Below are 12,316 nucleotides of genomic sequence, written 5' to 3' on the forward strand. Positions count from 1 at the left end.
AGAAAAAACAAAAAAGACCCACTCTGCCTAAAGAGTGCGCCGTTACTGACAAATAAAAACAAACGCTCCTATCTATCAGGCTTTCACCCGCTGGAATTAGCACAGTATCCTTCAGATCTGTTGCTGAGGTTTCTAAGGGCCAGTCCCTCCACCTCTCTGGATAAGAAAATGATTTTTTACTAATATAGCGATCTATCATGAATGTGTCAACAATTAAATAATATATGGCACACCTCGCTATTCGGTGGAAGACCCCGGATTCGTGATGGTGGTCTTTACCTCATAGGTGATCGGCACGGTGCTAAAAATTTTATCCCAATCGTCTTTGACTTTTTTCCATGTTTTAGGTTCTTTGATACGTAAGCTATCCCGAAAATCCGCAACATCTACTTTATAGGTATGCTGCAGTTTGTATAACAACTGTCGAATCTGTTGTTTGGCAAGTTCAGCAAATTCTTTTTCCAATTCACTGAGATACGCACCTTTTTCCTCTTCCTCGGGAGCACGCCAATCCTCCATCAACCAGCCTTCGGATTCAGTTTTCACATGGAATGAAATATCATCGCCAACCACTTTTGGAATTATTGTTGTTTTTTTCTTCTTCATTTCATATACAACAGTGAACCCCTCTTTATTGTATGTCTTCAAGATACCTCCTTTTTCTTTAGGTCTGAGCCAAGATAGCCCTTCTAGATCCGTTTGGCTGAGTTCCCCGATGAATTTTGTTGTTTTCCCATCAAAGATACTGGCACCGGAGAACTTGTCCTCTCCATTGAAGTTCAGTACATTCTGGAGCAAAAAGCTGGAACCGGATTGCATTTGTGCATCTAATTTGGAGAGTAGAACGGGGTCCAGGATTTTATTGGACAAGTATGAATTACCGGTAATACCTGTAAGATAAAATGCTGGAATCCGGGAAGGATCATCTGAAGTCAGTACATCAACAGCGCGATGATGGCTAATCAACACCAGACAGTTAGGACGAATATCGTTATCCCGAAGTACAAAATCCAGCAGCTGGTCCAGACCATACTTTTTGGCGATATCCTTGGACACAACGATAACCTTCAGATGATGTCCGATGAGCGGATGATCTCGTCTCAGTGCAAACTGACGAAAGATTTGTAGCAAGGAATCTCCGGTAAGCTGTTCATTGGAATAGGACGTTTTACCAGAAGCAGGCGAACCGGATTGTTGGCTCTTCTGACTGCTGGAATTACCGGGAGCAATCTGTACCGTGGCTGTCACATTGTTCTGCTTGGAATACCCTCCTCCCTGATTGGCGATGTTCTCCTCAAATTCCGTCTCTTTGCCGATATCGATCCCGAGACCAACGTAGACACTTAGATCCTCTATCTCTCGACTGCTCCAACATCCGGATATCGTTAAGAGAATGCATAATACAGTGGCTAAGCGTAACAACATGCGGAATGTAATCATGCATGCTTGCCTCCTTTTTTGCGAATCAGACTTAACAACAGTAGTACCAGAGGTAAAATTCCAAACAAAAATACGGACACATTGCCTAGCATATCTCCTAGTACGAAGGTATCATCCACTGTTTTGGGTATCATTGCTGTCAGATAAATGAACGGCAGCAGGCCGTACATGATGCCTTTGATTTTTTTGGAACGAAACAAATCACGAATACCCACCGAAGCGCAGTAATGTGTAATTGCTGTAGTCGAAAAGATTTGCATAATCCAGATGACCAGCAATAAGGATTCAAAACGCTCGAATATCAGACCCTGGATTTCGAAGCTTCTTACCAAATCCAGCGTTGGCCAGGTTCGAGTTTTGATGCCATCGAGCGATAAACTGCCTATAACCATCACCACCGTGATCAAGTAGATAATAGTGGATATGAGTATCCCCCAGGTCATCGCTTTATTGCTCTTCTTCGGATTTTTCATATAGGCAGTCATGATTAACATCACCTCATAGCCCGTATAAGATAATAGTGAAGGCTTCAACCCTTGGAAAACGGGCATAATCCCATCACCGAGGACGGGTCTCAGATTGCCAATCTCGAATAGCTGATTACTAAGCAAAATTTCAATCACAAATATAATAATCGTAATCGGAAGGATGATCTCAAACACGCGTACGATAACGCCAAGCCCGCCTGAAATCATATATACACCGATCCACATGAAGACCATCACAATCGCCCAGGTGGGGGTGCGTTCGAGCAGATACATCCCAGTTACTTCAGCCATAACTCTGATTTCGAATGCGGCAATAACTATGAAATACATAATCATAGACAATCCCAGTATGTAAGCAATCCAGCTGCCCGTAATCTCACGGGTGAACTGGAAGACGGTTTTCTCCGGAAATCTTCGACACAGGGTAACCAGAATTATTCCGACACCTATGATAATGAATCCAGATAGGATAATGGAAATCCAGACATCGGGTGTTCCGACAGCTTTGCTGGTCGTTCGAGGTAACGTCAATATCCCGGCACCAAGCATGTAATTGACAATAATTACAACAGCCTGTGTCGTGGTTAGCTTTCCTTGGGAGCCATTCACTTTAGTTCACCTCCAGACCTTCAGTAGATGGAATTCCATTTATTTTTTCCGATCATCATCGATCGGATTAGTCATTTTGGGACGCATTCTCATCATATTTAGCGGTGCACGGATAACAAAATCCTTCCATTCATTCATGTGATAGGGAACGGCTGGTGCAACATAAGGTACGCCAAAGCTTGAGAGTCGTGCCAGATGTGTACACACAAGCAGAAAGAACATAACCACGCCAAACAATCCGAGTACGGCTGCGCTGAACATAGCGGCAAATCGTAGAATCCTTAGCGTTAATCCCGCACTATAGACCGGAATCGTAAAGGAAGAGATGGCTGTTACCGCAACGACAATGACCAGAAATTGGCTTATTATTCCCGCTTGCACCGCTGCTTGTCCAATAATCAGACCTCCTACGATACCCATCGCTGGCGCAATCGGTTTGGGCAAGCGTATCCCAGCCTCCCTCAGAATCTCAATCGAAAGCTCCATGATGAGTACCTCAATAATTGAGGGGAATGGCACTCCAGTACGCGTTTCAATAATCGTCAATACTAGCTTGGTTGGAATAAGACCCGGATGAAACGAGATAAACGAGATATAGAGCGCAGGAGCAAGCAATGCCAGCATCGCGGCCATAAAACGAAGCACTCGCAAAAATGTTCCGGGAATCCAGCGTTCATAATAGTCCTCTGGAGACTGAAGCAACATGCTAAAGGTCACCGGTACAATTAATACAAATGGCGTTCCATCCAACAAAATTGCCACTCGGCCTTCCAGAAGGGCACCCATCACCCGGTCAGGTCTTTCCGTATTCAGTACCTGCTGAAAAGGACTCAGCGTATTATCTTCGATGAGTTGTTCCACATAACCTGATTCGAGCATTGAATCCATATCCATCTCTTCGATTCGCTTGCATACTTCTGCAACGAGATTTGGATCGGCAATATCCTGAATATAGGCTATCGCCAAATCTTTTTTGATCCGTGAACCCACTTCATACTTCTTAATAAACAGGCTCTGATCACTTCCATAACGACGTAAAATGCCTGTATTATCGCTTAATTGCTCTGTAAAACCAATACGAGGCCCACGAAGCAGTCCCTCTGACAAGGGTTCATTCATACCTCTTGTTTTGATCTTATGAGCTCCGATTAATAAAGCACCTGGCAAACCATCAACCAGCAGTGCATTTTTCCCAAACAACACACCAACTGCGAGTTCTTGGAGGGACTTCGTCTCCTCAACCAGACTGACAGGAAGTAATTGATCTTGCAGATATGCCGACAGTAAGTGTGCGTTGTCTGGATGAAGGAAACCCTCCTGCTTAAGTAGAGGAACACCTTCGAACATCAACGGTGTAATCAAGTGATCATCAACTAAGTCTTGATCTACCAGGCCTTCGGTATAAATGACCGCAGCCCGTGTATTCGTTCCCCTAATAATAAATTCCCGAATATGCACGTCTGCATTGAGTCCAAAGCTTTCTTTCACACTCGTCAGATTTATGCTGTACTTTTCGGTTAATTTAATATTGGCATAGTGGCCTGTTTCGGTCCCTTCACCCTGCCCTTTGGCTGCTGGCGAGATATCCTTCGAGGATATGGACGATGGCTTCGAACGAGAGAAGCTTCCGCGCTTAATGGCAGCATTGATCCAGCGCATGCTCAATGTAATACCAATTGGAATGATGAAGACCAAGAATGCCTGAATCCATATGGACCAATCCGGCACGTAGGATACAATTGTTGACCACATGTTCCCACCCCAACATTTCTCTGCATGACATAGCTGCAGGTATTCCCAAGTATTGTGTCCCCGTTTGATCACAATAATTCCCGTTTTTTTGAGTACTGAACGACAAAAAAACGGTTCCTGTGCAAGGAACCGCTATTACTATATATTGTTATACGATTCTGGTCACATGCTCCGCTTTGGCATCCAACAAGTGAGCTGAAGCAGCAATTGCTGTAAAATCATTCAATGCGATCTCAATCTGCTTCTGGCTCTGCTCCACATATTCTTCTACTTTTTTGGTGCCACCTGTGATATTGCCAATTTCCTTGGTTATTCCAGTCACGCTATCTCGAATCTCATTAATCGAACTCTCCACCATTGCGGATAGTTTCTTAACTTCCTTGGCCACGATATCGAATCCTCGTCCGTATTCTCCTGCATGTGCAGCCTCAATGGCAGCATTCAACGCGAGCAGTTGCGTCTGAGACGAAATCTCGCGTATCGTTCGTACCACGCCCTGAATCGATCCGGCCTGTTCCTGCAAATGAGTCAGCGTTGCACGGTTAGAAGTTGACACCTCTGAGATATAGGAGATACTGGACATCAATTCCTGACTCCGTTCAATACCTACATCTGCCTGCCCATTCAGTTCATGAGACATCGTTTTTAGCTCATTCACTACGACAGAAATGTTGTTCTGACGGTTGGTAATGTTGGTGGCGATTTTGGAGACACCCAGTATCTTCTGATTCGTCTCATCGTACACCGGCATATATGTCGCTTCAAGCCATACAGAATTCCCCTTTGCATCCTTGCGTTCAACCTTGTCCTGGAAGCTGACACCATTAAATATGCTATTCCAAAAAGCATCATATTCCGGAGTATTTGCAAATTGACCGAAGCACAGTTGCTGATGCTTCATGCCGTACATCTCATCTACCGTATATCCCATCGTCTGGGCAAAGACTTCATTCACGTAGGTTACCCGGCGATCCAGATCGAATCGAATGATAGCAAGACTTTTCTCCATCGCCTTGATGACCATTGCATCGGTGACAACATCTTTCTTTTCCATATCTAATATAGACACTTGATAACCCCCACAGTTCATTCCATAATAGACAGCCTTTAACTAGCAAAAAACAATCATAACAACATATGTATCCATCAGGTTCTAGATGGCTCTACTATGGATACCCGATTTGCAGCATTTTGGATCACCTGTTGTTATTTATTTTTATTGCAACCCTGTGAAGTCAAAATATATAGTTGTTCCTTCGTTTCAATGCTTCTTCAATATCCTGGATAAAAGGGTTCCATCAACATACTTTCGGAGCATATTCATCGTCCAGAAAAGAGACGTTATAACTTATCTTATCCGTAAAATATCTCTGTATCTACTAGTACGTATCGTAACATAAGGCAAAGAGGTATACACTTCTGTATTTGTAACGTATTTGTAACATAATTTCTGTTTTTTAATAACCGTTTAACCCCTATATACAAGAAAAACAGAACGATTTATCATGCATCGTCCTGTTTCTTATCCAGTCTCATCTCCATTATTTCTTTCGTGGTGTCCAGCGCTTCGTTTCACTGTGATTCGGATACTGAATGCCCGCAGGATAGGAGATCAGCTCGATCAGCATCCCCCAAGGTGCTCTTCCATACACAAACTGATTGCCTTCTCCACCTTCAATATGACCGGTCAATGCCCCAGGCTCTGTTAGCAACACCCCGCCCGCTTCCTTGAAGTGTCGTGCAGCTTCTTGCATATCGTCCACATACAACGCCATATGCTGCAATCCGTAATCTGATGCCCTAACTGGCTCCGATTGCGCTGTATTCGCGTACTGAAATAACTCTATACTAGCGCTCTCCCCGAGCGATAACATCCGAATATGAATAACCTTTGCTCCTGAACGCAGTCCTAATTCAAGCTCTGCCTCGGGTCCTTCCTGTGGGGGATCATCCGGCGTTATATGGTCATAGGCAAGTTGAGCTCCAAACGCCTGTTGTAGAAATAGTGTCGCCTGCTCCATGTCCGGTACAGTTATTCCAATATGGTCAATTCCTCTCGTAATCATGTTATCCCTTCTTTCCTTTATCCATTGAACTTGCTTGTACACAGCGACATCCGTACCTATATGATTTACACGAAAAGGGGTCCGCTATAACCATCGGTTGCTCGAACAACCTTGTATAGAAACCGAAGAAAGAAGAGCGCATGATATCCATGGCTCTTCTTTTTTTGATGTTTTTAAGTTAGTTACAGGTTTACATACCGAGTGCTTAACCGGGGGCCTGAACTCATTTTAAAAATCGTGTACAGTTACACATAGCTGAATCGCAATGCCAAATGGGTCCCGTACAATCCCATAACCTGGGCTGAATTCATTTTGTTCATAAGGTACTAGTACCTTCACACCCTCATGTTGCATCAGAGAATGATACAGTTGATCGATTGTATCTTTATCTTTGGACTGAATACATAGTGACGTGCTGTTCCCCAGCTGCCATGCTCTCTCCGTGTCCATTGCTTCTTCCGCAATCATGACTTTGTTAACCCCAATCTCCAGCACCGAATGTGTAATATACTCATCTTGACCGGCAGGGTACTCGAAACCCGGGTTCATTTCCTTCATCTCTTTATAACTTTTCTTGAATATCACCTTGGCGCCCAGAAACTCTTCATAAAAAGCAATGGCTGCCGCCGCATCCCCGTTCATCGACAAAAATGGTATCACTTCAAAATTCATTATATTGCCTCCTTGTTCCTATTGGATTACACTTATCACTATAACAACGAAAGGTGCCAATCTATGGCACCATTAAGAGGGTTTGATATGAAAAAATCAGAACGTATGAACCAGATGCTGCGCTTTATTAACCAAAAACAACAGTTCACCCTGCAAGATCTCATGCAGGAGTTCCAGATCTCCAAACGAACCGCGTTAAGAGATATCACTTCATTGGAAGAGTTAGGTGCGCCCATCTATGTCGAATATGGACGCTACGGCGGATATCGACTGTTGCAACAGATGCAGCTGCCTCCCATTTCGTTTAATACGGGGGAGCTTCATGCCCTATATTTTGCGATGCAGGCTCTTCGCAGCTTCTCCAGCCTACCCTTTCAAATCTCTTTCCGTACCATTCATGAGAAATTTATGAACGCGTTATCCGACAAGCAACGACAGGATATTGAGAACATCCAACACCGGGTTTACTTCCAACATACCGAGCAGATCCGCGATAGTGCACATTTGGAATTTCTGTTGATGGCTGCTGTGCAGAATATAGTGATTCAGATTACGTACGCTAATCAGCGTAGATCCTCTGATCAAAGGCCATCTTCTACAAACACCAATATCCGCACCATTCAACCCATCGCGCTCTATACCAGGAAAGGTTATTGGTATTGCCAGGCCTATGATCTGCATAAACAAGCGTATCGTGTATTTCGCTGCGACCGCATCATTTCAGCCGAAACAACGGAGATTGAACCTTTAACTCATGTAAAGGAACTCTATTCACAGGATGCCCAATCTCTATGGAAACCATCGGAACAAGCAATTCCATTCAAATGCCTGATTGATGAAGCCGGGATGGAGCTATTCCAGCAAGAACATTTCCCATCTATGCAGATCATCGAGCAGATGGGACACATGTATCTTGTCGGTTCGTATGAACCTCACGAGCTTGATTTCATAGTGAGATATCTTGCAGGCTATGGTAAATCGATTAAGATTATGGAGCCCGTCATCTTACAGAAAGCATTAAGGCAGTACTATCTGGACTTGTTGGATCATGTATAAAGATCATATTTCTATCCATTTTACTTTACATGCCTTTTAGCTCTGCTCCTGGCTAACTTTTAAACTTTTTTTATTGCCAATAGCAACTTGAACGATAATCTGCAACACGATGATGATAGCCAAACCATAAAATGCTTGCACAAAGCTGCCTGTTAGATCGCGGAGCCAACCAATCGCCAGCGGTCCAAGTGCTCCAAGAATGTAGCCACCAGATTGAGTCATAGCCGACCAGCTACTTGCTTCCTGAGCATTGTTTGTCTCATCAATCGGCAACATAAGTGCAATCGGGAACAGTCCACCTGCACCAATCCCGAGCGGAATCGCAGCGAGCCACGGACTGACAGAGAGATTCAGCATCAGGACACCTATTAACTCCAACATCGCACATCCAACAAGCCAGAAGACACGTTTTTGGTACCGATGTACAAGCATGGGAATGAATAACGTTGAGGGCAGTGATATCAATGTAAATAACGTTTGAATGTTGCCAGCAGTCTCTTGGCTATATCCATGGCTCTGAATGGCTGGTGCAAGCCAGGCGGTTAATGAATAGAAGATCGCGGCCATCAATCCGAAGAACAGTGTCAGCACCCATGCACGCCTGTTCTTCACCGGAAGTGGTGCATGGACTACAGCCGAAGTTTGTCCGGATTGCCGCTCTGTACGCGCAGACCAAGCTAATTTTAACCAGATTGGCAATGCAATGGCAGCGAGTAATGCCCATGTAGCCAAAGAACCTCTCCAAGATTCACCCAACGTATGCTGAAGCGGAACCGATAATCCCACACTAATGCTGGCCCCCATCACCATTGCTGTTGAATAGATGCCGACCATGGCTGCCACTCGGTTAGGGAAATACTGCTTAATGAAGCTGGACAACAGCGGCCCTGCCAATGCAATCCCTACACCTGACAGAAAAGAAGTGAACATCATCAACGGAGTTGCGCCTACAAACAATCGTAATCCCGTACCTATCCCAATAAGGATTAAAGCCAGCACAATGGCACCTTCGTTCCCCCACCTTCTACTTAGTCTTACAGAGAATGGAGCGAATATGCCCATACATAATACCGGTAGTGTAGTTAAAAGACTGGCGGTCATGCCGCTCAAACCCAGATCATTCTGTATGGTACTCATCAGAGGAGAAATGGAAGTAATCGGTGGTCTTAAGTTCAGTGAAGCCAGAATAAGCGCCAATACAATATAAAAAAGTTTCATTATGGATCACCTCATGGGAGTAGTATTCTTGCCTTCACCAAAGATCCTATTTGTTAATGTCAGGATCTTTGAGTGTTGCACGATTAAGTATAGATTCATTATAATGATTGAACAATACTATTGTTTCTATTAAAATGATTACCAAAACCAATGATCAGAGGTGAATTCATGGAGATTCGTCAAATGGAAAACTTTATTACAGTGTGTGAGGAGCTTCATTTTACACGGGCAGCTGAGAAACTTGGCATATCTCAACCTACGTTGAGTCAACAGATACGTGGGTTGGAGGATGAACTCGGTGTTCCTTTGTTTGACCGTGTCGGCAAAAAAATAGTGATGACCCAGGCAGGCACTCTGTTTCTGGAGCACTGTGTACAGATGATCCGGCATTTACAGAATACCCAGGATGCGCTAGCTGAATTTCGGAATGATCAGCGGGGACGATTGGTTATTGGTGTTCTTCCGTCGGATTTGGATTACCGTATCACTCCGTTGCTCGTTGATTTTCATGCCCGATTCCCCAAGGTGCAATTGAAGGTTATCTCTTCGATCTATGTCGTAAATCAAGTGTTGGAAAATGAAGTCGACATCGGCATCGAGATCACGTCTGCCCCGGATAGGCGGCTTGTGCGCATTCCTTTGTGCAGTGAAGAATATGTACTGGTCGTATCCGAGAATCATGATTGGGCTGAACGAAGCACAATTGAAATTCAGGAGCTACGTAATATCCAAACGGTGATGTTTCCCGAAGGATTTACAGGCAGAGAATTGGTCGACGGCTATTGCCGTAAATATGGATTTAGCCTAAATACCATCATGGAGACCAGTTCAGCAACCTCCATCATTAGCCTGGTCAAAGCCAACGTTGGAGGAACACTGCTGCCTTATCCTCTGATCCAAGCCATGAATGAGCCCACGCTACGTTGCATCCGAATTACAGACGATCCGCCATACCGGCACTTTGAGATCATCCATCGGTCCGACCGTTACCTGACGCAATCGGCCAAGGCATTTATTGAGAAAACAATCGAGTATTTCAATCAAAGGTGAGATTAAAGGAGGATAATGAAATGATAATAAGAGAAGTTGGTTTGTTGACACATCAGGTCGAGGCCATAAAAGAGTTTTACGGTACACTACTGGAACTGGATCTTGTGGAGGATAATGCAACATGCGTTTCATTCCGTGCGGGGAACTCGGTCCTCTCTTTCAAGAAGGCGCCAGAACAAGAAAAGCCCTACTATCATGTAGCATTTACGATTCCAACGAATAAACTTGCTGATGCAAAAAGATGGGCTCAAGACCGTAACATTTCATTGCTATCCAAAGATGGACAAGATGAATTCTATTTCCCCTACTGGGATGCAACAGCCTTCTATTTTTATGATCCAAGCGGCAACTTGATGGAATTTATCGCTCACCATTCACTAGATAATGGAGTTGATGAAGCTTTTGAAGCGAAGCATCTGTTATGTATTAGTGAAATCGGTCTGCCTGTCGATGATGTTCCTGAGACAATGAACACATTGAATGAGCATTATCAACTTGAACCATTTGCCGGAGACGGAAAACAATTCTCCCCCACGGGTGATGCAGAAGGCATGTTTATTGTCATTGATAAACAGATGCCTTGGTTCCCAGACGGACGTATGCCTGGTGTATTTGTTACAGAGGTGAAGGTGGAAACTGGGCAGACCGGAGGAGTATCGCTGCAGAATGAATTGTACTCTATTGTTTCTAATTAAAGTAGAGAGTGTGTTTATTTATCTCGGAACACTGGATTTCATTTTTACATCACAGTCGAAAAAGGGTTCCAATGACAGCTGTTATTGGAACCCTCATTTTGTCTCATCGATGAAATACAATTGCAATTTTAAAATATATAATTCAGACGATCCGGACACATTTAATTGATTTCAATTAAGTGTGTATATTCCCAAATACGCCCTTCATCCTCATTAATACCATAATCCGCTGGTTCATTTACATCATTATAAAGTTTCAGGCCACATTTAGTGCAAACTGCTTTACAAGAGTTAAAGTAATGCTTCCCTTTATTAAGTTTATGAGCAGAAGAGTAATCTATATCAGGATAAAGGAAAAGAGTATCATAGCTACATACAAAACAAGTTTTTTTCGATTTATCTTTTAAATCGTAAATTACTCTCATTAAATCTTCTTCATAGATACTTTCCAGAGATCTTTCCAGTGGCCTTTGGTAAAGTGCTAATCCAACCGCTTTATAGAAAGCAATCGCTCTATGATCTATAAATCCCTCTTTAGGCATATTAGCAAGATATTGTATTGGATCAATATCGCAATTCTCGTAATCATAGCACCAATACTCTTTTATTTCTTCACCATTCCACAGTTCTTCACATTTATAAAGTATATCTTGAACTAACGGAAGAATTGTTCTAACAACGAATTCATCTAGTTGCCTATAAAGTAAAAAGCGTGCTCCTCGATGCAACAACATATTCCTTAATATATTAATCTCTTCTAAAGCTTCTTTATGCTGCATTAAAATCCCCTTTATTGAGCTGTTTGGCAATTCCAGTGCTCTTTTCAAAGCTATATTATATTCGACCGACATGTCCTTGAATTTTATCTCACCAATATCTCTTCCATCTCTTAAATGCTGAAGCAATGCAGCCTCGTTTATTTTACTATCTCCTAACTTGTTGGCGAGATGTTCATTATGGAACCTTAGTGCATCTTTAATAACTAGTTCTATGAAATGATGAAAGTGAATAATAGCTTGCATGTAATTTTCATGGTAGTCTGTAAACTCACATAATTGTTTCTCTTGTGCTTCTGTGAAATTATTTAGATTGAAATAAAAATTATGAAGAGTATTATATGTTCTGAAAAAGCCTTTCAGTGCTGAGGTTAAAGATGTTAAGGCTGATGGCGTAATATTCTTACAAGTAAAATAATCATCCATAAATTCTGTTATAACTAATAAATTTCCGGAAAATCTTTTCTCATTCACTCCCAATTAAAACACTCCTT

At 43.0% G+C, this 12,316-nt stretch carries 11 protein-coding genes and 1 riboswitch; of the genes, 3 read left to right on the plus strand and 8 right to left on the minus strand.

Annotated features, from left to right (window positions below; all coding sequences use genetic code 11):
- Positions 1 to 65: 65 nt before the first annotated feature.
- Positions 66 to 167, minus strand: a riboswitch (SAM riboswitch).
- Between the two features lie 70 nt (positions 168 to 237).
- From NST38_RS26535 to NST38_RS26560, 6 genes are all read right to left on the minus strand, one after another.
- Positions 238 to 1,440, minus strand: coding sequence for a Ger(x)C family spore germination protein (locus NST38_RS26535; RefSeq protein WP_076253520.1), 1,203 nt, complete (start codon positions 1,438 to 1,440; stop codon positions 238 to 240).
- The gene (locus tag NST38_RS26540) at positions 1,437 to 2,537 is read right to left on the minus strand and encodes a spore germination protein (protein WP_076253519.1); all 1,101 of its coding nucleotides are present in this window, start codon (positions 2,535 to 2,537) and stop codon (positions 1,437 to 1,439) included. Before NST38_RS26540 ends, NST38_RS26535 begins: the two co-directional genes overlap by 4 nt.
- A 39-nt stretch (positions 2,538 to 2,576) precedes the next feature.
- Complete coding sequence (locus tag NST38_RS26545; RefSeq protein ID WP_036668138.1) at positions 2,577 to 4,289, minus strand: spore germination protein; 1,713 nt, start codon at positions 4,287 to 4,289, stop codon at positions 2,577 to 2,579.
- Positions 4,290 to 4,437: 148 nt separating this feature from the next.
- Entirely contained in the window at positions 4,438 to 5,343 is a 906-nt protein-coding gene (locus tag NST38_RS26550; protein WP_036607056.1) for a methyl-accepting chemotaxis protein, read from the minus strand.
- A gap of 487 nt (positions 5,344 to 5,830) precedes the next feature.
- Positions 5,831 to 6,355: a VOC family protein gene (locus tag NST38_RS26555; RefSeq protein ID WP_341344178.1), complete on the minus strand. Its 525-nt coding sequence runs from the start codon at positions 6,353 to 6,355 to the stop codon at positions 5,831 to 5,833.
- Between the two features lie 228 nt (positions 6,356 to 6,583).
- Positions 6,584 to 7,027, minus strand: a complete 444-nt coding sequence (locus NST38_RS26560) for a VOC family protein (RefSeq protein ID WP_076253518.1) — start codon at positions 7,025 to 7,027, stop codon at positions 6,584 to 6,586.
- Between the two features lie 87 nt (positions 7,028 to 7,114).
- Here NST38_RS26560 and NST38_RS26565 point away from each other — a divergent pair, with 87 nt between their 5' ends.
- A complete protein-coding gene (locus tag NST38_RS26565) occupies positions 7,115 to 8,083 on the plus strand; it encodes a helix-turn-helix transcriptional regulator (RefSeq protein WP_341344179.1) in 969 nt (322 codons plus the stop codon).
- A 36-nt stretch (positions 8,084 to 8,119) separates the two neighbouring features.
- Here NST38_RS26565 and NST38_RS26570 read toward each other — a convergent pair whose 3' ends face one another.
- Positions 8,120 to 9,301 (minus strand): MFS transporter, encoded by a 1,182-nt coding sequence (locus NST38_RS26570; protein ID WP_341344180.1) that lies wholly within the window; start codon positions 9,299 to 9,301, stop codon positions 8,120 to 8,122.
- 168 nt (positions 9,302 to 9,469) lie between these two features.
- On the opposite strand from NST38_RS26570, the gene NST38_RS26575 reads away from it, so the two are divergent.
- Positions 9,470 to 10,351, plus strand: a complete 882-nt coding sequence (locus NST38_RS26575) for a LysR family transcriptional regulator (RefSeq protein WP_341344181.1) — start codon at positions 9,470 to 9,472, stop codon at positions 10,349 to 10,351.
- A 20-nt stretch (positions 10,352 to 10,371) separates the two neighbouring features.
- Positions 10,372 to 11,046 carry a VOC family protein gene (locus tag NST38_RS26580; protein WP_341344182.1) on the plus strand — a complete coding sequence of 225 codons (675 nt, stop codon included), beginning with the start codon at positions 10,372 to 10,374 and terminating at the stop codon, positions 11,044 to 11,046.
- A 161-nt stretch (positions 11,047 to 11,207) separates the two neighbouring features.
- Here NST38_RS26580 and NST38_RS26585 read toward each other — a convergent pair whose 3' ends face one another.
- A complete protein-coding gene (locus NST38_RS26585) occupies positions 11,208 to 12,302 on the minus strand; it encodes a hypothetical protein (RefSeq protein WP_211084984.1) in 1,095 nt (364 codons plus the stop codon).
- Between the last annotated feature and the right edge of the window lie 14 nt (positions 12,303 to 12,316).

It is taken from the genome of Paenibacillus sp. FSL H8-0104 (assembly GCF_038050215.1).
GTDB classification, from domain to species: Bacteria; Bacillota; Bacilli; order Paenibacillales; family Paenibacillaceae; genus Paenibacillus; species Paenibacillus amylolyticus.